The sequence below is a fragment of the Catenuloplanes japonicus genome (assembly GCF_000717135.1).
GTDB lineage: Bacteria > Actinomycetota > Actinomycetes > Mycobacteriales > Micromonosporaceae > Catenuloplanes > Catenuloplanes japonicus.
Window position 1 is genome coordinate 88,889 of sequence record NZ_JNXY01000013.1, and the last position, 21,247, is coordinate 110,135.

The 21,247-nt window shown below is 73.3% G+C and carries 18 protein-coding genes; 8 read left to right on the plus strand and 10 right to left on the minus strand.

The window, feature by feature from the left end:
* The first annotated feature begins 2 nt into the window (after positions 1-2).
* Both OP04_RS19855 and OP04_RS19860 read left to right on the plus strand, forming a co-directional pair.
* Positions 3-1,409 carry a class II 3-deoxy-7-phosphoheptulonate synthase gene (locus OP04_RS19855; protein ID WP_033341246.1) on the plus strand — a complete coding sequence of 469 codons (1,407 nt, stop codon included), beginning with the start codon at positions 3-5 and terminating at the stop codon, positions 1,407-1,409.
* Positions 1,402-2,424 carry a threonine aldolase family protein gene (locus OP04_RS19860; RefSeq protein ID WP_033341247.1) on the plus strand — a complete coding sequence of 341 codons (1,023 nt, stop codon included), beginning with the start codon at positions 1,402-1,404 and terminating at the stop codon, positions 2,422-2,424. Before OP04_RS19855 ends, OP04_RS19860 begins: the two co-directional genes overlap by 8 nt.
* 528 nt (positions 2,425-2,952) lie before the next feature.
* Here the strand turns inward: OP04_RS19860 and OP04_RS19865 are convergent.
* Positions 2,953-3,540: a hypothetical protein gene (locus OP04_RS19865; RefSeq protein WP_033341248.1), complete on the minus strand. Its 588-nt coding sequence runs from the start codon at positions 3,538-3,540 to the stop codon at positions 2,953-2,955.
* 135 nt (positions 3,541-3,675) lie between these two features.
* Here OP04_RS19865 and OP04_RS19870 point away from each other — a divergent pair, with 135 nt between their 5' ends.
* Positions 3,676-4,485, plus strand: a complete 810-nt coding sequence (locus OP04_RS19870) for an FKBP-type peptidyl-prolyl cis-trans isomerase (protein WP_157240066.1) — start codon at positions 3,676-3,678, stop codon at positions 4,483-4,485.
* A 42-nt stretch (positions 4,486-4,527) separates the two neighbouring features.
* Here the strand turns inward: OP04_RS19870 and bfr are convergent, their stop codons facing one another.
* The 5 genes from bfr to OP04_RS19895 all read right to left on the minus strand — a co-directional run bounded on the left by bfr (position 4,528) and on the right by OP04_RS19895 (position 9,351).
* Positions 4,528-5,010 carry a bacterioferritin gene (gene bfr, locus OP04_RS19875; protein WP_033341249.1) on the minus strand — a complete coding sequence of 161 codons (483 nt, stop codon included), beginning with the start codon at positions 5,008-5,010 and terminating at the stop codon, positions 4,528-4,530.
* Between the two features lie 94 nt (positions 5,011-5,104).
* A complete protein-coding gene (locus tag OP04_RS19880) occupies positions 5,105-5,293 on the minus strand; it encodes a (2Fe-2S)-binding protein (RefSeq protein ID WP_033341250.1) in 189 nt (62 codons plus the stop codon).
* Positions 5,294-5,397: 104 nt separating this feature from the next.
* Positions 5,398-6,258 carry a deoxyribonuclease IV gene (locus OP04_RS19885; RefSeq protein ID WP_408606769.1) on the minus strand — a complete coding sequence of 287 codons (861 nt, stop codon included), beginning with the start codon at positions 6,256-6,258 and terminating at the stop codon, positions 5,398-5,400.
* Positions 6,255-8,390: a Stk1 family PASTA domain-containing Ser/Thr kinase gene (locus tag OP04_RS19890; protein ID WP_033341252.1), complete on the minus strand. Its 2,136-nt coding sequence runs from the start codon at positions 8,388-8,390 to the stop codon at positions 6,255-6,257. The genes OP04_RS19885 and OP04_RS19890 overlap by 4 nt, the downstream gene beginning before the upstream one ends.
* A gap of 112 nt (positions 8,391-8,502) precedes the next feature.
* A complete protein-coding gene (locus OP04_RS19895; protein ID WP_033341253.1) occupies positions 8,503-9,351 on the minus strand; it encodes a hypothetical protein in 849 nt (282 codons plus the stop codon).
* 99 nt (positions 9,352-9,450) lie between these two features.
* Between OP04_RS19895 and OP04_RS19900 the strand changes: the two genes are divergently transcribed.
* Complete coding sequence (locus OP04_RS19900; protein WP_033341293.1) at positions 9,451-9,816, plus strand: Rv2175c family DNA-binding protein; 366 nt, start codon at positions 9,451-9,453, stop codon at positions 9,814-9,816.
* Between the two features lie 485 nt (positions 9,817-10,301).
* Here OP04_RS19900 and OP04_RS19905 read toward each other — a convergent pair whose 3' ends face one another.
* Entirely contained in the window at positions 10,302-11,285 is a 984-nt protein-coding gene (locus OP04_RS19905; protein WP_408606770.1) for a polyprenyl synthetase family protein, read from the minus strand.
* Positions 11,286-11,472: 187 nt separating this feature from the next.
* Entirely contained in the window at positions 11,473-12,840 is a 1,368-nt protein-coding gene (locus tag OP04_RS19910; RefSeq protein ID WP_051798355.1) for a helix-turn-helix domain-containing protein, read from the minus strand.
* 179 nt (positions 12,841-13,019) lie between these two features.
* Between OP04_RS19910 and OP04_RS19915 the strand changes: the two genes are divergently transcribed.
* Genes OP04_RS19915 through OP04_RS19930 form a run of 4 tightly spaced genes read left to right on the plus strand, consistent with a single transcriptional unit; the run spans position 13,020 to position 16,539 of the window.
* Positions 13,020-13,994 (plus strand): DNA adenine methylase, encoded by a 975-nt coding sequence (locus OP04_RS19915; protein ID WP_051798358.1) that lies wholly within the window; start codon positions 13,020-13,022, stop codon positions 13,992-13,994.
* A gap of 9 nt (positions 13,995-14,003) precedes the next feature.
* The gene (metF, locus tag OP04_RS19920; RefSeq protein WP_033341254.1) at positions 14,004-14,876 is read left to right on the plus strand and encodes a methylenetetrahydrofolate reductase [NAD(P)H]; all 873 of its coding nucleotides are present in this window, start codon (positions 14,004-14,006) and stop codon (positions 14,874-14,876) included.
* Complete coding sequence (locus tag OP04_RS19925) at positions 14,873-15,544, plus strand: CDP-alcohol phosphatidyltransferase family protein (protein ID WP_033341255.1); 672 nt, start codon at positions 14,873-14,875, stop codon at positions 15,542-15,544. The genes metF and OP04_RS19925 overlap by 4 nt, the downstream gene beginning before the upstream one ends.
* Before the next feature lie 8 nt (positions 15,545-15,552).
* Complete coding sequence (locus tag OP04_RS19930) at positions 15,553-16,539, plus strand: glycoside hydrolase family 6 protein (protein WP_033341256.1); 987 nt, start codon at positions 15,553-15,555, stop codon at positions 16,537-16,539.
* Here OP04_RS19930 and glxA read toward each other — a convergent pair.
* Together glxA and OP04_RS54710 are read right to left on the minus strand one after the other, a co-directional pair.
* Complete coding sequence (gene glxA / locus OP04_RS19935; protein ID WP_232323653.1) at positions 16,536-18,434, minus strand: radical copper oxidase GlxA; 1,899 nt, start codon at positions 18,432-18,434, stop codon at positions 16,536-16,538. The genes OP04_RS19930 and glxA overlap by 4 nt on opposite strands.
* Positions 18,435-18,469: 35 nt before the next feature.
* A complete protein-coding gene (locus OP04_RS54710; protein ID WP_232323654.1) occupies positions 18,470-21,187 on the minus strand; it encodes a glycosyltransferase family 2 protein in 2,718 nt (905 codons plus the stop codon).
* Positions 21,188-21,247: the final 60 nt, after the last annotated feature.

Below are 21,247 nucleotides of genomic sequence, written 5' to 3' on the forward strand. Positions count from 1 at the left end.
TCATGCGCCAGGAGTGGCATCAACTGAGTCATCCCGCCGTCGGTTCGGTCGCCCTGCAGACCAGCCGCCCCACCACCGACCCGGAGGAGACGGAGGCGCTGGGCCTCGATCGCTGGCGCACGCTGCCACGCGTGCAGATGCCGCCGTGGCCGGACATGGACGAGGTCGCCTCCGTCTGCAAGGTGCTCGACACCGTGCCGCCGATCGTCGCGCCGTACGAGGTGGACGACCTGCGGGCCCGGCTCGCGCTGGTCGCCGAGGGCAAGGCGTTCCTGCTCCAGGGCGGTGACTGCGCGGAGACGTTCACCGACAACACCGAGGCGCACCTGCTGGCCAACGCGCGGACGCTGCTGCAGATGGCGGTCGTGCTCACCTACGGCGCGTCGCTGCCGGTGATCAAGGTGGCGCGGGTCGCGGGGCAGTACACGAAGCCGCGCTCCGCCGCGCTCGACTCGCTGGGTCTCCCGGCCTACCGCGGCGACATGATCAACTCGCTGGAGCCGACGCCGGAGGCGCGCGTCGCCGACCCGCAGCGCATGATCCGGGCGTACGCGAACTCGGCCGCGGCCATGAACATGCTGCGGGCCTACCTGAGCGGCGGGCTCGCGGACCTGCACGCGGTGCACGACTGGAACAAGGACTTCGTCAAGTCGTCCGCGGCCGGCGAGCGCTACGAGGCGATCGCGCGCGAGATCGACCGGGCCATGTCGTTCATCCGCGCCTGCGGCCTGCGCGACGACGAGGCGCTGCGCACGGTCAACCTGGCCTGCTCGCACGAGGCGCTGGCGCTGGAGTACGACCGCGCGCTCACCCGCGTCTCGGACGGCAAGGCGTACTGCCTCTCCGGCCACTTCCTCTGGGTCGGCGAGCGCACCCGCCAGCTCGACCACGCGCACATCGACTTCATCTCCCGCATCGCGAACCCGGTCGGCGTCAAGCTCGGCCCCGGCACCTCGCCGGAGACCGCGATCGAGCTGTGCGAGCGGCTCAACCCGGACAACGTCCCCGGCAAGCTCACGCTGATCAGCCGGATGGGCAACCACAAGGTCCGCGACGCGCTCCCGGCCATCGTGGACAAGGTCACCGCATCCGGCGCGAGCGTGGTCTGGCAGTGCGACCCGATGCACGGCAACACGATCGAGTCGTCCAACGGGTACAAGACCCGCCAGTTCGACCGGATCGTCGACGAGGTGCTCGGCTACTTCGAGGTGCACCGCCAGCTCGGCACGCACCCCGGCGGCATCCACGTGGAGCTGACCGGCGAGGACGTCACCGAGTGCCTCGGCGGCGCGCAGGGCATCGCGGACCTCGACCTCCCCAGCCGGTACGAGACCGCCTGCGACCCGCGGCTCAACACGCAGCAGTCGCTGGAGCTCGCGTTCCTGGTCGCGGAGATGCTGCGTGGTTGATCTTCGCTCGGACACGTTCACCACCCCCACGCCCGAGATGCGGGCCGCGATGGCCGCGGCCGAGGTGGGTGACGACGTCTACGGCGAGGACCCGACCGTCAACACGCTGCAGGACGAGGTCGCCGCGCTGCTCGGCCACGAGGCCGGTCTGTTCACACCGACCGGCTCGATGGCCAACCAGATCGGCCTGCAACTGGCCGTCCCGCCCGGCGAGGAACTGCTCGCGGACGCGGCCGCACACGTGCTGATCTACGAGATGGGCGCGGCCGCGGCCTACGGCGGGATCTCGTCCCGCACCTGGCCCGCGGCCGGCGGCGCGCTCGACCCGGCCCTGGTCGAAAGCATGATCAGGGTCCCGGGCGGCTACGACACGAACGCGACCCGAGCCATCGCGGTCGAACAGACCCACAACCGCAGCGGGGGTACGGTCATCCCGCTCGACACGCTCCGCAGCCTGCGCGCGCTCTGCGACCGGTACGACCTGGTCCTGCACTGCGACGGCGCCCGGCTGTGGAACGCGCACGTCGCCACCGGCGTGCCGCTCGACGTCTACGGCCGGCTCTTCGACTCCGTCTCGGTCTGCCTCTCCAAAGGGCTGGGCGCTCCTGTCGGTTCCGTCCTCGTCTCGTCCCGTGCTGCTGTCGCCCGCGCCCGGGTCATCCGGAAGCGCCTCGGCGGCGGGATGCGGCAGGTCGGGATCATTGCGGCGGGCGGCCTTCATGCGGTTCGTCATCACATTCCCCGGCTGGCGGAGGACCACGTGAATGCCGCTCGCCTGGCGAGGGCGCTGGCCTCGACCGGGGTGGTCGACGCGGACGCGGTCCGTACCAACATCGTCCTCCTGGACCTTTCCAAGTCCTCCCTCGACGCCGCTGCGCTGGCCGATGCCGCCCGCGCGCGGGGCGTTCTCATCTCCGACATGGGTCCGCGCAAGGCCCGCCTCGTCACCCACATGAACGTCACCCGTCCCGACATCGACCACGCCGCCGCGGTTCTGGCCGACCTCCTGACCTAGCCCGCCGGGCCGGCCGGTTCACCCCGGGCGGGAGCCTTGCCTGCGGTGGGAGCCTTGCCTGCGGTGGGAGTCTCGCCTTCGGCGTCTCGTCCTTGGCGTCTCGTCTTTGGCGTCTTGCCTGCGGCGGAAGCTACGGCTGCGGCGGAGGGCCGGACCCCGGGGCGGGAGCCCTCCTGTGGCGGACAGAGTTTCCTTTCGTGTCCTCACGTCAGAGCCTCTTGCCGCAACGCGCCGTTGCGGCAAGAGGCTCTGACGTGAGGAGCGCAGCGCCACTGGACCGCCGCAGCAGGGGACGCGGCGCCCCGCCTGGCCGGATCATCGTCGTGCTGACGGACGCGGCCGTGCCGACCGCGAGCTATGTGGGCGTATCCCGTGCCGTCGCGAGCTAGCCGACCCAAAACCCAAATTTCTGGATAAAGGCACCGCCTGCTCGATCGCCGCAGGTCGCCGGATAGCAAAGGATCATTGAGCCTCAGCCCTCGCCTGATGCCGAAGGCCGGCCAGAGAGCCGGCCGCGGGATGGGGAGGTCAGGGGGCGGCGGCTGCGTGCAGTGGGCCGGGGGCGTGGCGGCCGTCGAGGCGGGTCGGGTCGAGGCTCCAGGCGGTGGCGACGCGCAGGACGTCGCGTTCGGAGATCAGGACGGTGGTGTCGTCGTCGAGTTCCGCGGGCAGGCCGGCGTCGCGTTCGGCCTGGTCGGGGTCGCCGTGCCAGGCTGTGACGTCGCCGGACTCGCCGATGTAGCCGAACGCGCGGATCAGCGTGCCCTTGACCGCGCGGCGCCAGGAGTGGAGTTCGCCGACGCGGTGGGTGGCGAACGACTGGACCTCGGTGCCGAGTGACTCCGAGAGGTCGGCGATGTTCAGTTCGGCGCGGGCGGCGGGGGTGAGCAGCCAGCGGCCGGTGACCAGCGTCCAGGAGGCGGCGTCCGCGCCCGGGATCGGCGGCGTGAGGACCAGGCGGTCGTCGGTGAGGTAGGCGAGGTCGATGCCGTCGCGCCAGGGGACGGTGCCGAGGTCACGAAGTTCCATCGCATTGATGATCTCGCCGGGATCGGTGTCGCGAACGGCCAGCCAGGCCTGTTTCGCGCCGAAACCGACCATGGTCTGGTCGCTCATGGATCCCACGGTACCGATCGGCGTGCTCCCGGGTGGGTTGCGTCCAGCTTCAGGCATTACGGTGTACCGAGAAATTCAAGGTATTCGCCGTGCGGGCCTGAGCCGGGCCCTTGTCCATCGGGAGTCGACAGACCTATGAGCGATCCGGTCGGAACCGAGAAGTCCGAGGCGGCGACCGAGGAGAAGACGTCGTCCAAGGTGACGGACGTCGATACCGAGGTGGTCCCCGACGACGCGGTGGACGAGGACAAGACCGAGGCCGAAACCGAGGACAAGGCCGAGGAAAAAGCCGAGGAAGCCAAGCCGCTGACCAAGGCCGAGAAGCGTGAGCTGCTGCGCATAGAGACACAGCGTGCGCGGGCGCGTAAGGCCGGTCTGCAGGCGTTCGGACTGGCCACGGCCGGTCTCGCGGTGGTCGCGGTGATCATCGGGGTGCTCTACTTCGCGGACAGCCGCTCGGCCGACCCGGTGGCGGAGTCGCCCGCCACGCCGACCGCGCCCGCGGAGGAGCCGTCGCTGCCGCCCGCGGTGCCGTTCCCGCCGGTCCCGGAGGGTGCGGATCCGGCGCTGAAGACCGCGCCGACGGTCGAGAAGGGCGAGGGCAAGCTGGAGGCCGGCAAGCCCAAGATCACATACCTGATCAAGGGTACGGGCCCGGCCACCAAGACCGGCGACCTGATCACGGCGAACTATGTGGGCGTGCTCTACGGCACCGGCGAGGAGTTCGACTCGTCGTGGAGCCGGCAGGAGGCGATCACGTTCACGATCGGCATGGGCCAGCTGATCGACGGCTGGGAGAAGGGCCTGATGGACGTGCCGGTGGGCAGCCGGATCATCCTGGACCTCCCGCCGGACCTGGCCTACGGCGATCAGGACGACGGCAGCGGCCGCCCGACCGGCGACCTGCGCTTCGTGGTGGACGTGCTCGGCGCACAGGGACAGTGAGGCAAAGGGCGGGGGCCGGAAAGCCCCCGCCCTCGGCAAGGGTCAGGCCGGTGACGGGTGCTCGCTGACGTTCTGCAGGTAGAGCGCCTCGCCGAACTTCTCGATCAGGTGCAGCTGCGTTTCGAGGTAGTCGATGTGGTGCTCCTCGTCCGCGAGGATCTCCTCGAAGATCTTGGCGGACGTGATGTCGCCGACCGAGCGCATGTATGCCGCGCCCTCGCGCAGCCGGTCGACGGCCTCGCGCTCGATCTTCATGTCGCAGTCGAACTGCTCCTTGATCGTCTCGCCGATCCGGAGCGCGAAGAGCTTCTGGTAGTTCGGCAGGCCCTCGAGGAAGAGGATGCGGTCGGTCAGGACCTCGGCGTGCCGCATCTCGTCGATCGACTCGGCCTTGGTGTGCTTGGCCAGGACCGTGTAGCCCCAGTTCTCCTGCATCTTGCCGTGCAGGAAGTACTGGTTGATGGCGGTCAGCTCGGCCGTGAGCTGCTCGTTCAGGAATTCGATGACGCGCGCGTCGCCTTGCATGGATCTCTACCCCCCACGATCGTTTGCGTGGTGGGGAGCGTAGCAATATGCCCGAATTGGGGATTTTGTTAGGATAGATTAAGGTAGGGAAGGCTTACGCAGCCTGACCGAGCGTCTCCGTCTCGGCCTCCTCGTCGATCAGATCGCCGATCCGGCGCACACACAGGCCGCAGCTGGTGCCGGCGCCGCACGCCTGGGCCACGGACCTCTTGGTCCGCGCCCCGTCCTGGATCAGGGACCGAATCTCGCACTCGCGAACCCGCTTACAAATGCACGCGAACATGCGCCCTCCGGTCCGGTTAGCCTTGCCTTGGTAAGGGTGCCCTAAACACCCAGGTCAAGCAAGACTGATCACTCGAACGCCGGAGTGGCGAAGATCAAAGAAGCTCAGCGGAGGCGCTTGAGCACCGCGACGTCCGAGGCGTGCCCGGTCGTACCCTCGGACGGCGTCTCCACCACCACCGGCACGCCCGCGGTCGCCGGATGCCGCAGCAGCTCCGCGAACGGCTCCTCGCCGATCGTGCCCTTGCCGATCGACTCGTGCCGGTCGCGCGTGGAGCCGCACGGGTCCTTCGAGTCGTTCGCGTGCACCAGCCGCAGCCGGTCCGCGCCCACGGTGGCGACCAGCGTGTCCAGCGTCGCGGTCATGCCGCCGGGCACGGCCAGGTCGTGCCCGGCCGCCCACGCGTGACAGGTGTCGAAGCAGACGCCCAGCCACGGGTGCCGGTCGACGGCCTCCAGGTAGGGTCCGAGATCCTCCACCCGGGCCGCGAGCGAGCGCCCGCCACCCGCGCTCGGCTCGACCAGCAGGCGTGGCCCGCCGTCCTCGGCCGCCGCGTCCAGCAGCGGCAGCAGCGCCTCGCGGACCTGCTTGAGCGCGGTGTCCGCGTACTCCGCGTCGACCGCGCTGCCCGCGTGGAACACCACGCCGGCCGCGCCGATCGCCCGGCCGCGCAGCATGGCGTGCTCCAGCGTCGCGGCCGACTTCTCCACGGTCGCGGCCGTGGGCGAGCCCAGGTTGACCAGCAGCGCCGCGTGGATGAAGACCGGCACGCCACGCTCGTCGCACCCGGCCTTGAACAGCTCGTCCTGGGCCGGGTTGCCGGCCGGCAGCGCCCAGCCCCGGGAGTTGGACACGTAGACCTGGACCGCCTCGGCCCCGATCGTGTCCAGGTAGGGCAGCGCGGCCTTGGCCAGGCCGCCGGACGTGGGGGAGTGCGCGCCGATGCGGCGCGCACCGTCCGTCAGAAGCATGTGAGCACGACCTCGGTGTTGGGATCGACCGGCGAGTTCTCACCCGGGTTCTGGAAGCGGACGGTCGCGTTCGGGTTGACGTCGGTGCGGACCCGCAGGCCGAGCGCCTCCAGCTGTGCCTTCGCGGCCGGGCAGGGCTGGTCGACCACGCGGGGCAGCGTGATCTGCGGCGGGCCGTTGCTGACGGTGAGCCGGATGTCCGCGCCCTCCTCCACGCCGGTGCCGTCCGCCGGGGTCTGCGAGATGATCACGTCGCGGGCCCGGTTCGGGTCGTCCTTGCGCTCCTCCAGCACGTTCAGCCCGAGCGCGGCCAGCTCGGCGCGTGCCTGGTCGATCGTCTTGCCGATGACGCTGGGGACCGTGATCGGCGCCCGGCCCTTGCTGACCGTGACCGTGACCTTGTCGCCCGGCTTGACCTCCGCGTTCACCGCAGGGTCGACCGCGAGCACGAAGCCCTCCGGGATCGAGTTGTCGTGCTTGTCCGGCCCGCGCTCGACCACCAGCCGGCGGTTCTCCAGCTCGACCTTGGCCACGTCGAAGTCCTTGCCGACCACGTCCGGCACGACGAACCGCTCCGGGCCCAGCGACAGGATCAGCGTGATCGTGGAGCCCTTGGCCAGCCGGCTCCCGCTCGGCGGGTCCTGGGCGAGCACGGAGTCCTTCGGGACGGTCTCGTCGTACCGCCCCTCGCCGATCTTGACCTGGAAGCCGCCGCGGGTGGCGGCACTCTGCGCATCCGCCTGGGTGAGCGCGGTCAGCGTGGGCGCGGACGTGTAGCGGCCGAACGCCGCGTACCAACCGCCGACCAGCACCACCAGCAGCACCACGACGCCGGCCGCGATCAGCGCGGTCCGCGTCCGCGGGTTCTCCATCGGGCCGGGGCGGCGGGGTGTGCCGTACGCGTTGCCGCCGGACGTGTAGGTGCCGGCGCCGCTGACCGGCGGGCCGGCCTGATATCCGGCGCCGCTGACCGGCCCGGCCTGGTAACCGGCACCGCTCACGGGCGGGCCGGCCTGGTAGCCGGCGCCGCTGACCGGCCCGGCCTGGTAGCCGGCGCCGCTGACCGGCGCCTGGTAGGTGCTGCCCGGGTACGTCTGCGGCCGCGCCGGCGGCTGACCGGGCAGGCGGGACCAGGACGGACGGTCGTCCACCGGCGGCTGCTGGACCTGCGACACCATCTGCGTCGGCTCGGTGACCGGGCGCATCATCGAGGTCGCGGCGTCACCGCGGCGCGGTGCGGCCGGCGGCGTGCTGCCGAGTTCCTCGCGCACCGCCTGCACGGCCGTGAGCAGCTGCCCGGCGTCGGTCGGCCGGGCCGCGGGGTCGCGCCGGGTGGCGGACCGGACCAGCGCGTCGATGGACGCGGGCAGGCCCGGGACCAGCGAGGACGGTGCCGGGACGTCGTTGTCGACGTGCGCCCAGGCGATCTCGATGGGCTGATCGCCGTCGTACGGCACCCGGCCGGTGAGCATCTCGAACAGCACGATGCCGGACGCGTACACGTCCGTGCGGGTGTCCGCCTTGCCCTCGGAGACCAGCTCGGGCGCGACGTAGGCCACGGTGGCCATCAGCTGGCCACCGCCGGACTCGTCCTCCGCGCTCGCCTCGACGGCACGGGCCAGGCCGAAGTCGGCGACCTTGACCACGGAGTCCATCAGACCGCCGCTCGGCGGCTCCGCGACCAGCACGTTCTCCGGCTTGACGTCGCGGTGGACCAGGCCGGCGCGGTGCGCAGCCGCGACCGCGGCCAGCATCTGGTCGAGGATGGTGAGCGCCTCGCCCGGCTCCAGGCGGCGGCGCTGGGCGAGTATGTCGCGCAGCGTGCGTCCGCGGACGAACTCCATCACCAGGTAGGGCAGGCCGCGGTAGACGCCCTGGTCGTACACGGCGACCACGTTGGGGTGGGTCAGCCGCGCTATCGTCTTCGCCTCGTCGGTGAACCGCTCCAGGAAGCGTGGATCCCGGCTCTGTGAGGGATGGATGATCTTTAGGGCCACCGTGCGCTCAAGGCGTTCATCGGTAGCGGTGTAGACGGTCGCCATGCCACCACGGGCGACTCGACCGCGAATGCGGTAGCGCCCGTCGACAAGCGAGCCAAGAAGTTCGTCGGCGACCTGAGTATCCATCGGCCTGAAGTCTAGGTGTCGTTGTATAACCGGCAGACCAGGATGCCATAGCAAATGGGTCACGGGCACCCTCCGTACGGAGAGTGCCCGCGCCGCTATCCGCTGTGGCGCCTTAATAACCGGTGTTCCTCGCGGCATTCGCCCGAGTTGTCCCTGCGGTGCCGTCCTTCGGCGTGTTCGGTCCACCCGCGGTGCCGTCCGCGCTCCCCGGCCCGGTGCCGTCCACGCCCGGTGCCGGCGTCATCGACTCGGTGATCCCCGGGTGCGCCGGCGGAAAATCCGGTTCGTCCGGCCACTCCGCCCAGTGCGGCCGGCCGTGGTGGCCGGGCCCGTCCGGAATCTGGTCCGGCGACTGCGACCCGGGCCACTCCGGCGGCGACGTCGGCGTGGGCACCGGGAACGACGCCCCCGGCGACCCGGACGGGCTGCTGGTCAGTGACGGGCTGCCGGCCGCGACCGGCGTCGGCGTCGGCGCGGCCTCGACCACGCGCGCCGCCCGGGGCGGGACCGTGGCCACGCCCCGCGCGGTCGGCGCCGCGCCGGTGGCGGTCTCGTCGGCCGGCAGCGGCACCGTCGCCGAGGTGGTCCACGGCTCCAGGCCGTCCGGCGTGACCGGGGCCTGGGCGAGCAGGCTCGGCGCGGGCGACGGCTCCGGGGACGGGACGCCCGGGATCTCCGGCGCGCTCCGGGGCGCGCCCGCATCCGCCTTCAGCACGGAGTCGAGGCTGTTCGCCACCGTGACGTAGGTGCCGGCGGCACCGACCAGCGCCAGCACGCCGAACGCGCCCGCGGCCAGCAGCCGGCGCGGCGGGCGGACCGCGCCGGAGAGATCCTCGGTCGGCGGTTCGTACCAGTCGTAACCCGGGTACCGGGGCGTCTCCGTGCCGCGGCGGTCCAGGTCGTACTGCAGCGACCGCCAGGCGCCCGCCGCCTCGTCGCGGACGATCCGCAAGATGCTCACGTGTTGTGCTTTCCTTCCGCCGGCGCCGGGCGGCCCGTGCGGTCGATCCGGTGGGGGATCCGCTGGTCCGCCGCGAACGCGGCATGCGAGGGTTGTGCGGTGACCGAATCCGCTTCCCATGACGAGAAGACCGCCGGCCCCACCGAGTGGCTGAATCTGCCGGACGTCGCCGAGCGCCTGGACCTGGGCATCAGCAAGGTGCACCAGTTGATCCGCGATCGTGCGCTGCTGGCGGTTCGTCGTGACGGCATCATGCGGGTGCCCGCCGAGCTCGTGGCGAACAGCACCGTGCTCAAGCACCTCCCCGGCGTCCTCATGCTGCTTCACGACGCTGGGTACAACGACGAAGAGGCTTTGCGGTGGCTCTATACCGAAGATGACACTTTGCCCGGTTCGCCCGCTGCTGCCCTGGCCGGAGACCGCGCCCGCGAGGTGAAGCGCCGCGCCCAGGCCGTCGGCTTCTGACACCCCAGGGAAGATCCAGATCAAGATCTGGATCTTCCCGCTTCCGGCGTGGTCGCGGTCCGCATGCTCCCGCGGGCACCGGTCGTCGCTGGCGCTCCTCCCTGCCGGTCCCGCCGTGGTCCGGAAACCCCGGGGGGCGGAATTCGTCCGGCACGCGCCACTCCGCCCGGGGCGCTAAATTACGAAATTTCGGGCACGGAGTGCCCGTCGATCGAGGCGGGACCTCGAAGCCGGAAGCCCGGTAGCGCGCAGCGGCGCCGGGGCGACTCCGGTCGCAACGGAATCGGCCGAAACGGCCACGCGCGGGCTTTCCACCGCGACGAGGCCGGCGGGCAGGCGCTTCATGCCGATTGCCGGTCGCTCTGCGTGCCGAAGTATCGGGGACGAGGCGGGCGGCCCGCTGCCGGCGGCCTGTTACCGGGCGGCCTGTTACCGGGCGGCCCGCTACCGGGCGGCCCGTTACCGGTGGCCCGCTACCGGACGCGCTAGATGGATCGGCGGGTGGCGGCGGCGGCCAGCGCGGTGAGCGTGTCGTGGGCCTCCGGGTCCAGGGGGACGGCGGAGAGCGCGTCCAGCGCGGTGCGGGTCAGCGTGGCGATCCGTTCCTCGGTGCGGGCCAGCGCGCCGGTCTCCGTGATGATCGTGCGCAGCCGGTCCACGCCGGCCGCGTCCAGCGCCGGGTCGCCGAGCGCGCCCAGCAGCGCCTCCCGGTCCGCGGCGCCGGCATCGCGCAGCGCGGCCGCGATCAGGAACGTCCGCTTGCCCTCGCGCAGGTCGTCGCCGGCCGGCTTGCCGGTCTGCGCCGGGTCGCCGAACACGCCCAGCACGTCGTCACGCAGCTGGAACGCCTCGCCGAGCGGCAGGCCGTAGGCCGAGTACGCGGACAGCACGCCCGCGGGCGCCCCGGCCAGCGCGGCACCGAGCAGCAGCGGGCGCTCGACCGTGTACTTCGCGGACTTGTATATGGCGATCTTCGCCGCCCGTTCCACGGACGTGTCGCCGTCGTTCTGCGCGAGCACGTCGAGGTACTGCCCGGCCATCACCTCGGTGCGCATCTCGTCGAACGCGCGGCGCGCCCGGGTCAGCACCTCCGGGTCCAGGCCGGCGCCGTGCAGCATCTCGTCGGACCAGGCCAGGCACAGGTCGCCGAGCAGGATCGCGGCGGAGGCGCCGAAGTCGTCCGGGTCGCCGTTCCACCCGGCGGTGCGGTGCCGGGCCGCGAACCGCCGGTGCACGGAGGGCTCGCCGCGCCGGGTGTCGGACCGGTCGATCAGGTCGTCGTGGATCAGCGCGCTGGCCTGCACCAGCTCCAGCGCGGCCAGGCCGGTGACCACCGCGTCCGAGTCGGTGCCGCCGGCACCGCGGTAGCCCCAGTAGCCGAACGCCGGGCGCAGCCGCTTGCCGCCGCGCAGCACGAACGCCTCCAGTGCCTCCGTCACGTCGAGGAGCGCGTCGTCGATGTCGAGCATGCGGGCGCGCTGGTGCGCGAGGAACGCGGCGAGGGCCTTGTCGACGCGGGCACGGAGCCCCCCGCGGTCGACCGGGTGGAGGGTGCTGCTGCTGGTCACCACCAGAGGCTAGCCGCACGTCCGGCGGGTGGCCCGGCCCGGCCGGGGGCCGTGGCGCCGAGCCGCCCACCGTGATCGGACGGCCGCGTTACGCGACCGCGAGGCCGGACCGGACATCCGCGAGGTAGCTCTGATCGGCCTCGAACTCCTCGCGGTGCTGCCGGGCCGCCGGGTGTGCCGCGTGCACGGCCAGCCGGGACTGCAGCCGCCGCACCTGCGTGGCCGCGCGCACCGAACCGGCCCGGATCGCGTCGTGCAGCGCGACCGAGCCGGCCGCGCAGGCCCGCTCCACGTCGCCGCCGTCCGCATAGGCCCTGGCCAGCCAGGTGCCGTGCAGCGCGGCGGTGCGCGGCCCGGGGGCGGCGAGGACGGCGTGGCGCAGCGGCTCCGCGGCCCGCATCGGGCGGCCCAGCGCGGCCAGGCAGCGGCCGGTCATGCCGTCCAGCTCGTCGCCGGTCAGCCAGTAGAGCCAGGCCGGGTCGCGGACCGGGTCGGAGGCCTCGGCCGCGCGCCGGGCCGCGTCCAGCGCGGACTGGGCGGCCCGCTCGCTGCCGGCGACCGCACAGGCCAGCGCGGTGCGGTGCAGCAGCAGCGCCCGGCCGGTCGCGGTGCTCGCCCGGGTCGCGCCGGCCCGTGCGGTGTGCGCCAGCAGCAGGCCGGTGGCGGGATCGCCGGCCTCGGTGATCAGGTGGCTCGCGGAGGACAGCGCGTAACCCGCGAGCGCGCGGGCCCCGGCCGCGTGGGCGGCCTGCACCGCGACCCGGTGCGCGGCCACGGCGGTCCGCCACCGGCCGGCGTCGGCCGCGACCCAGCCGATCAGCTGCGCGCGCTCGGCGATCGCGGTCAGCACGGCCGGTGCCGCGGCGGCCGGCGCCGCGGCCCGGCCCGGGGCGGCGGGCGGCGGGCCCAGCCGGTGGACCAGCGTGGCGGCCAGGTCGGCGCCGCCCACGAGGTCGTCGAGCCGGCGCAGGCCGGGCAGCGGCGCGGGCACCGGGCCGGCGCGCCCGACCGGTGGCGCCGTGGCCGGGGAGAGCGTCGCGGCCAGCCGGGCCAGCCGCCGGGACAGCGCGGGCGCGGCGCGCGCGTCGGCGTCGCCGGACGGGTCGGCCAGCCAGGCGTGCGCGGCGCGACGGAGCGCGGCCGTCTCCGCGGCGGCGCCCGGGACCGCGGGCCGGGCGGCGTCGGCGGGAAGCGCGCGGCGGACCACGGCGGCGGCCCGGGTCAGCGCGGACGGGTCGGTGCCGAGCACGGTGGCCAGCCAGCCGAGCCAGAACCCGCCGGGGACGCGCTCCTGGCGCTCCCAGCGGCTGATCTCGTGCCGGGTGACCGTGGGGGCGCCGGACGCGTCGCAGAGCAGGTCGGCGAGGCGCTGCTGGCTCCAGCCGTGGCCGCGGCGCATCGCGGCCAGCAGCGGGCCCAGCGGGCGTGCGCCGGGTGGGGGATCGAACGTGGACATGTGCACTCCCTTGCCGCGCGAGAACCGATGGAGCGGGACCCCCACCGCGCCGGGCGGCCCGTCGCGGTGGGCCGGGGACCGGTGCGGGGACGCACGTGGTGGCGGGGTGCGTCCGGGGTTGTTTCTACGCCGGGGGTACGACGGTTCTGCGGGGTGGCGGTGTGGGGCACACTGCGTAGATGATCCCGTTACCGGTTGCACCCCGGCTGGCCGCTCTGCGTGGTGTTCCGCACGCGATTCCGTACCAGGGGAGCAAGCGGGTCCTGGCGCACGCGATCGTGCCGCTGCTGCCGGACCGGACCGCGGACCTGATCGAGCCGTTCGCCGGGTCCGCCGCGGTGTCGATCGCGGCCAGCCACCTCGGCATCCCCCGCCGGGTCCGGCTGCGGGACGTGAACGCGCCGCTGATCGGCCTCTGGCGGCGGATCCTGGACGAGCCGGACGCGCTCGCGGACGACTACGCCACGCTGTGGGAGGCGCAGCGGCCGGATCCGGACCGGTTCTACCGCCGGGTCCGCGACGAGTTCAACGCCGGCCACGACCCGCACCTGCTGCTCTACCTGCTGGCCCGGTGCGTGAAGGCGTCCGTGCGCTACAACCGGCTGGGCGAGTTCAACCAGGCGGCGGACCGGCGGCGGCTCGGCGCGCGGCCGAGCGCGATGCGGGACCGGATCCGCGGCGCCTCCCGCGTGCTGACCGGCGCGGACGTCGCGGCCGGGGACTACCGGGCCGCGCTCACCGGCGCCGCACCCGCGGACGTGGTCTACCTCGACCCGCCCTACCAGGGCGTCTCCGCCAGCCGGGACCAGCGGTACATGCGCGGGCTGGACCGGGAGGAGTTCTACGCAGCGCTGCGCGAGGCGGTCGGCGCGGGCGTGTCGTTCCTGCTCTCCTACGACGGGAGCACCGGCCCGAAGCGCTACGGCCCGGCCGTACCCCCGGAGCTTGATCTTCTTGCTCTGGCCGTGCCCGCCGGACCGTCCGCGCAGGCCACGCTGAACGGCCGCCGGCTGCCCACGGTGGAGTCGCTCTACCTGTCGCCCGCGCTGCGCGACCGGCTCGGCGGCGAGGCCCGGGTGCTGGACCGGCTGTCGGGTGGCCGACCGCTGCCGCACCGCCACGTGAGCGCGGGGAGCGGCCGGAGCAACGGCTAAAGTACAGGCGTGGGAGACATCGGCAAGCTGGTGCAGGGGCCCGAGCCCACGTTCTCCTTCGAGTTCTTCCCGCCGAAGACGCCGGAGGGCGAGCGGACGCTGTGGCGCACCATCCGTGAGCTGGAGTCGCTGCGGCCGTCGTTCGTCTCGATCACCTACGGCGCCGGCGGCACCACCCGGGACACCACGGTCGACGTCACCGAGCGCGTCGCGACCGAGACCACGCTGCTGCCGATGGCGCACCTCACGGCCGTCAACCACTCGGTCGCGGAGCTGCGCCACGTCATCGGGCGGCTGGCCGCGGCCGGGGTGCGCGACATCCTCGCGGTCCGCGGCGACCCGCCCGGCGATCCGATGGGCGAGTGGGTGCGGCACCCGGAGGGTGTGCTCTACGCGGAGGACCTGGTCCGGCTGATCAAGGAGTCCGGTGACTTCTCGGTCGGCGTGGCCGCGTTCCCCTACAAGCACCCGCGCTCGCCGGACGTCGAGTCGGACACGCGGCACCTGATCAGCAAGTGCCGGGCCGGCGCCGACTTCGCGATCACCCAGATGTTCTTCGACGCGGACGACTACCTGCGGCTGCGCGACCGGGTCGCCGCGGCCGGCTGCGACACCCCGATCGTGCCCGGCGTCATGCCCGTGGTGCGGTACGCGACGATCGCCCGTGCCACGCAGCTGTCCGGCGCGCCGTTCCCGCCCGCGCTGGCCGCCCGCTTCGACCCGATCGCGGACGACGAGGACGCGGTCGCGAAGCTCGGCGTCGAACAGTGCACGGAGCTGTGCGAACGGCTGCTGGCCGAGGGCGTGCCCGGCATCCACTTCATCACGCTGAACCGGTCGACCGCGACGCGTGAGGTCTGGCAGCGCCTGAGCGCGACATGACCTGGGACGAGTACGCGACGGCCTGGTCCGCGCTGCACGGCGGCTTCGACCCGCGGCGCTCCTCGCTGTTCGTCCGCGGCTGGCTGCGCCTGGCGTTCCTGCTCGGCCGCCCGCTCGGCCGGCTCGGCGTGCCACCCACCGCGGTCACCGTCACCGGGCTGCTGATCTGCGGCTGCGTGCCGCTGGTGGTGCTCGCGGACCGCACCGTGGGCCCGCTCGCCGCGGCCGTGCTGGTGCTGGTGGCCGGCGTCGCGGACAGCGTGGACGGCGCGGTCGCGGTCACGTCCGGCCGGGCCACCCGCCTCGGCCACCTCTACGACTCGGTCGCGGACCGGCTCGGCGAGGCGTGCTGGCTGGCCGCGTTCTGGGCGGCCGGTGCGTTCGGCTGGCTGGTCGTGGTCGCGGGCGGGCTGTCCTGGCTGCACGAGTACGTCCGGGCCCGCGCCACCGTCGCCGGCATGCACGAGATCGGCGTGGTCACCGTCGGCGAGCGGCCCAGCCGGGTGTCGATCGCGCTGGTCGGGCTGCTGCTCACCGGCGCGGGCGCGCTGCTCGCCCCGGAGCTGGCGGCCGGGACCGCCACGCTCGTCACGGTCGTCTGGGTGCTCTTCGCCGGGTACGGCCTGTGCCAGCTGCTCGCGGCCGTGCGCCGGGCGCTCGTCCGGTGAGGGCGTGGATGCGCCGCGCCGGAGCAGGCCTGCTGGCGGCCGGCCTGCTCGCGCTGGCGGGGTGCACCTCGTCGTCCCCGCCGCCCCCGGAGGAACCGCCGGCCCCGGTGAACCCGCTGGCCGGCGTGAGCTTCTTCGCCTCCGTGCCCAACGTCGCCACCCGGCAGGCCGACGACTACGCGGCCGAGGGCCGGGACGAGGACGCGGCCGCGATCCGGCACATCGGCGAGCAGCCCACCACGGTCTGGTTCACCGGCGTGGACCCGGACGCGGCCACCCGGGCCCGCACGCTGGTCGCGGACGCGGCGAAGGCCGGCCGCATGCCGGTGATCACGGTCTACAACATCCCGGGCCGGGACTGCGGCTCCTACTCGGCCGGCGGCGCCGGCGACGCGGACGAGTACCGCGCCTGGACCGACTCGCTCGCGGCCGCGCTGGCCGGCGCGCCGGTGCTGATCGTGCTGGAGCCGGACGCGGTCGCGCAGGCGGTCGACGGCTGCGCCGGGCCCCCGGCCGAGCGGTACGCGCTGCTCGCCCACGCGGTCGCCGCGTTCGCCGCGAACGCACAGGCCCGCATCTACCTGGACGCCGGCAACTCCAGCTGGATCACGGACCTGGAGCGGCTCGCGGACGGACTGCGCGCGTCCGGGATCGCGCAGGCGGACGGGTTCGCGCTGAACGTCTCCAACTTCGAGACCACGGCCGCGTCCGCCGCGTACGGCACCCGGCTGTCCGGCGTGCTCGGCGGCGCCCACTTCGTGGTGGACACCAGCCGCAACGGCAACGGCCCGAACCCGGTGTCCGGCGTGGCCCGCTGGTGCAATCCGCCCGGCCGCGCGATCGGCGCGGACCCGACCACGGACACCGGCGTGCCGCTGCTGGACGCGCTGCTCTGGGTGAAGCGGCCGGGCGAGTCCGACGGCGAGTGCGACCGCGGCGACCCGGCCGCGGGTGCCTGGTACGAGGAGTACGCGCTGGCGTTGGCGGGCCGCTAGCGCACCTCGACCCAGCGGCCGGTCGACGGCACGCCGTCCGCGGTGGTCACGAACAGCAGGTACCAGCCGGACGGCACCAGGCCCGCCGCCTCCGGCACGGCCAGCGACACCGCGCCGGACTCCGGCGTGAGCGGCAGCGCGATCGACCGCTGGTCGACGTCGGTCACGTGGGTCACCGCGCTCGGCCGGACCAGCCGCGCGGACACGATCTCGCCCGGCCGCGGCGTCAGGAACCGGGCGGACTTCCCGCGCACGATCGTCTCCGGGCCGCCGGTGATCTCCGGGCGCGCGCCCTTGAACAGGTAGGGCGGGCTGTAGATCTCGATGCGCTGCTCGAACGTGCCGGCCGACCGGCCGTCCTCGCCGTACAGCGGGTCGCTGCCCAGCGTGATCACCCGTCCGTCCGGCAGCAGCAGCGCCTCGGAGTGGTAGTTGCGGCCCACGGACGGCGCGGCCGCCTCGCGGAACTCCTCGGCGCCCGGGTCGTAGATCTGCGCGCCGAGCACGTCGCTGCGGGTCTCGCCCCGGTAGGGGCCGCCGCGGTAGCCGGACGCGCCGCCGGACGTGAAGACGGTGTCGTCCGGCAGGACCACGGTGCTCAGGTAGCGGACCGGCTGCGGCAGGTCCGGGCCCGGACGGTAGACCGGGTGGGTGGCGGAGAGGTCGACGATGTCGGTGCGGCGGGTGGACGTGGGCAGGTCGCCGACGCCACCACCGCCGAGGATCATGACCTTCTGGTCCTGGGCGGGCGGGAGCAGCACGCTGGCGCTGGTCTCGGTCTGGTCCGCGTCGCGCAGGCCCGGCACCGGCGTGAACGTGTTGTCGTCGAGGTCCCAGAGCCCCGGCGTGCGCCCCTCGGTGTCCGACCCGTACCCGGAGGTGGATCCGGAGTAGAACAGCCTTTCGTCCGACATCCCGAACAGCGCGGGATATGTCGGGAAATATCGGGACAAGTTGGGGGCGTCGACCCAGCGGCGCTCGGCGGCGCGGTACACCTCGTTCTGGCCGTGCAGGATCCGGCCGAACTCGTCCAGACCGGACACGGCCAGCACGTCGCCGGACGGCAGCGCGGCCAGCGTCGGGTACCACCGCGCCCGCGTCAGGTCGCCGACCCGCACGTACGTCTCGGACACCGGGTCGAACTCGTAGGACGTGCGATCGCCGCCGTACTCCTGCTTCTCCAGCGTGATCTTCTCGGCCACGCCGTACAGGTCGGTGCCGGTCACGCCGTCGATCGTGTAGTTCGCCGGCCGGTCCACCACCGGGCCCGCGCCCTCCTCGACCGCGTCGACCCAGCCCTCGGCCTGGCCCGCGTGCCGGACCTTCTGCCCGTCGTGCGTCATCGTCGTCGCCGGCGGCACGGTCACGTCCGCGCGCAGCGCGTAGCTCTGCCCGGAAATACCCCGAAAAATCGTGCCTTTACGGAACGTGTGCGGGCTGTCGTGCACGGCCTCGTTCTTGATCGTCATGACGCCGGCCGCGTGCGTCACGTCCAGCACCTCATACGACTTCGTCCCGCCCGCCACCAGCAGATTCCCGCTCGCGAGGAACGTGTGCCCGGCGCAGAACACGTCCGTCGGCGTCTTCACGTCCGTGAACTCACCGGTGCGGGGATCCCACAGGATCGTCCGGAACGTCCCCGCCTCGAACCGCTCCCGATCGTTGCCCGACCCCGCGATGATCAGCACCTTCCCGGTGTGCAGCAGCGCCGCGTGGATCGCGTTCACCCGGAAGTCCCGCGGCACCGGCAGCGACTCCCAGTGCCCGTAGCGCCGCTTGTACTCGATCTTGCCGACCTCGTACTGCCGCAGCCGCTCCGCGCCGAACGCCACGATCGGCTGGTTCACCATCAGCAGCCCGGCCAGCACCAGCACCGCCAGCAGCCCGCGCCGCACCCGGCTCCCCCGCGACAACACCCTCCGCCGCCCGCTCACGCGTCCACCCCGTCCCGCCGCGCGCGCATCCCCACGCGCCTCGAAGCCCCAAGATCAAGATCATCATTCGGTACGGCCGCCCCGCCGACGCCCCGCTCCGAGCCCGTCCCGGGCCCCCGTCCCGCCCGGTCCGTCCCCGGCCCGAGCGCCAGGCGCGGCCCGCGGCCCGGCCGGTTGCCCGGCTCGCGCCTCCCGACCGGCAGCCCGCCCGCGGTCGTCAGCTGCTCCCCGCCCGCCACGGCCACCGCACCGACCGGCTGCACGTCCGGCGGCCGGTAGCCCGCGGTCGGCATCTCCCTGCCACCCACCAGGGGCATCTCGCTGCTCGGGAATGTGTCCGCGGGTGTGATGCCGCTCGGGTGCGCGGCCGCGGGTGTCGTGCCGATCGCCGGGGCGTCTGCGGGTGTGGTGCCGCCCAGCCGCGTGTCCGCGGGTGTCGTGCCGCTCGGGTGTGTGTCCGCGGGTGTCGTGCGGCCCGGCTGTGTGTCCGCGGGTGTCGTGCCGACCGCCGGGACGTCTGCGGGCCGGTAGCCCGCGGTGGGCAGTTCGGCTGCGAGGCGCTGGCCGGGGGTGAGGCGGTCGGCGGCGCGGCGGCCCGCGTCGGAGCGTGTCGTGAACCGGCGGCCCGCCGCGGGCCGGTGGCCGGCCACGGGAGCGCCCGGGTGCCGTCGGTCCAGCATCGTGGGGCCGGCGGTCAGGGCCCGGGTCGTCAGCGCGCCGGCCTGCCACTCCAGCGACACGACGGTGCCGGGCCGGGTCAACGAGCCGGCCCCCGGCGGCATGATCGCGCCGGTCAGCGGCTGGGCAGCAGGGCCACCACGGTGTGGCAGCGCCGCGCCGTGGCCGGGTGCGCCGGCCTCGACGACCGGGCGGTTCTCGCCCGTGAGAACGAGGTGGTGCGGACCCGAGTCGTACCCCCGCTGCTTGGGAATGAAGATCGGGACCGGCGGCCGCGTGGCGGGGGTGACCGGCGCGGAAGCGGCGCGCGACCGGAGGCGGCGACTGCGGCGGCGGTGGGACTGGGCGAGCCAGATCGCGGGCGGGGCCAGGCAGATGGCCAGGTTGAGGCCGGTCCAGAGCCAGACAGCGCCGTGGACGTGGCCGGAGAACGCGGCCCAGACCAGCAGGATCGCGTAGAACGCGGCCCAGCGCAGGTAGCCGGCGAACGTGCGCAGGCCGTCGCGGCTGGCGGACGCGCCCTTCGGCGTCACCACGAAACCGCCGCCGCGGCGCAGCAGCGCGCCGAGGAACGACGAGACGTAGACCGGCGTGCAGAGCGTCGAGATGATCATGCCGGAGAGGCCGGACGAGCCCGCGTCCTCGTGCGGGCTGACGTTGTGCCGGCGGTTCCACAGGTAGAGGCCGACCTGGAAGACCGCGGCGTCCGCGTAGAGCATCAGCCACACCTGCTGCGGGACCGCGATGCCCTGCGCGCCGAGCACCAGGTGGCCGACCGCGTTCACGGCGCCGAGCAGCCAGGCGATCGCGGTGAGCGGGTAGTACGACATCAGCAGGCCGTAGTGGATCAGCCGGCGCGGGCCCAGCCGCAGCGCGGTCGACGGGAAGTGGCGGACCAGCACGTCGTCCGTGCCGCGCGACCAGCGGTGCTGCTGCGTGAGGTAGTCGGTCCAGGACGACGGGCCCTCGCCCACGGCCAGCACGTCCGGCGTGTAGACGGACTTCCAGCGGCGCTGAGTGGCCGGGTTCCGGGTGCCGTGCAGGCGCAGGCTGGTCGCCATGTCCTCGGTGATCGAGTCCTGGAGGCCGCCGACCGAGTCCAGCGCCGCGATCCGGACCGCGTTGTTCGTGCCGACCAGCATCGGCGCGCCGTGGCGGTTCCCGGCGCGTTGCAGCAGCGAGTGGAACAGGTACTGCTGCGACTCCGCCCACTTGGTGATCACGTTGTCGTAGTTGCCGTAGATCTGCGGGCCGACCACGAACGCCACGTCCGGGTCGCGGAACCAGCCGAGCAGGCGCTCGCAGTAGTTCGGCAGCGGCGCGTGGTCCGGGTCGACGGAGACGAACACGTCGTAGTCCGCGCCGTGCGCGTCCACCCAGGCGTTGTAGTTGCCGTGCTTGGTCCGCGCCTTGAACCGGCCGGCCGCCGCGTTCCAGCGATCCTCGCCCTTCCGGGTGAAGTGGTGCACGCCCAGGTGCGCGCAGATCGCCTTGACCAGGTCGTCGTCGCCCTCGTCGAGCAGCCAGACGTCCAGCGTGCCGCGGTGCCGGACCTGGCGCATGGCCGCGAGCGTGCGCTCGACCATGGCGACCGGCTCGCGGCCGGGCACGATCGTGGTGAGGAACGCGACGCGCAGCCCGGCGTCCGGCTCGACCGGGATCGGGTCCCGGGCCGCCAGCGTGGCGAGGCAGAGCGTGACCACGTTGAGCAGGCGGAACAGCTCGATCAGGACGGTCGCGCCGATCATGACGGTGCCGAAGCCGCCGGTGATCTCGATCGACGCGATCAGCCAGGCCAGGAAGCTCGCCTCGAACACGAACGCGAAGACGGCCAGCAGCGCGGTGGCGAGCGGCCGCCGCTCCGGCAGTTGCCGATATTTCACCTTATAACCGTTTTTAGGCGGGGATTCCGGTGCGCCAGCGAGCGTGCTGAACGCGGCGTACTCGTAGCCCGGCCGGTCCCGGCGGGGGTCGTCCGGCGTGAGGTTCAGCCGGGACAGATCCTTGGTCGCATCCAGCGGGAGTTCGTCACTCACGGTAACTGAACCTCCTGTGGCACCTGACCTGCAGCTTTGTGCTCCTGAAGGTGCCACGTC

What these genes read in the sequence shown, in the direction of transcription:
- OP04_RS19855 (WP_033341246.1), top strand. Translation starts at nt 3, where the DNA reads ATGCGCCAGGAGTGGCATCAACTGAGTCATCCCGCCGTCGGTTCGGTC.
- OP04_RS19865 (WP_033341248.1), bottom strand. Translation starts at nt 3,540, where the DNA reads ATGAGCGACCAGACCATGGTCGGTTTCGGCGCGAAACAGGCCTGGCTG.
- OP04_RS19870 (WP_157240066.1), top strand. Translation starts at nt 3,676, where the DNA reads ATGAGCGATCCGGTCGGAACCGAGAAGTCCGAGGCGGCGACCGAGGAG.
- bfr (WP_033341249.1), bottom strand. Translation starts at nt 5,010, where the DNA reads ATGCAAGGCGACGCGCGCGTCATCGAATTCCTGAACGAGCAGCTCACG.
- OP04_RS19880 (WP_033341250.1), bottom strand. Translation starts at nt 5,293, where the DNA reads ATGTTCGCGTGCATTTGTAAGCGGGTTCGCGAGTGCGAGATTCGGTCC.
- OP04_RS19890 (WP_033341252.1), bottom strand. Translation starts at nt 8,390, where the DNA reads ATGGATACTCAGGTCGCCGACGAACTTCTTGGCTCGCTTGTCGACGGG.
- OP04_RS19905 (WP_408606770.1), bottom strand. Translation starts at nt 11,285, where the DNA reads ATGCTCGACATCGACGACGCGCTCCTCGACGTGACGGAGGCACTGGAG.
- OP04_RS19910 (WP_051798355.1), bottom strand. Translation starts at nt 12,840, where the DNA reads ATGTCCACGTTCGATCCCCCACCCGGCGCACGCCCGCTGGGCCCGCTG.
- OP04_RS19915 (WP_051798358.1), top strand. Translation starts at nt 13,020, where the DNA reads ATGATCCCGTTACCGGTTGCACCCCGGCTGGCCGCTCTGCGTGGTGTT.
- OP04_RS19925 (WP_033341255.1), top strand. Translation starts at nt 14,873, where the DNA reads ATGACCTGGGACGAGTACGCGACGGCCTGGTCCGCGCTGCACGGCGGC.
- OP04_RS19930 (WP_033341256.1), top strand. Translation starts at nt 15,553, where the DNA reads ATGCGCCGCGCCGGAGCAGGCCTGCTGGCGGCCGGCCTGCTCGCGCTG.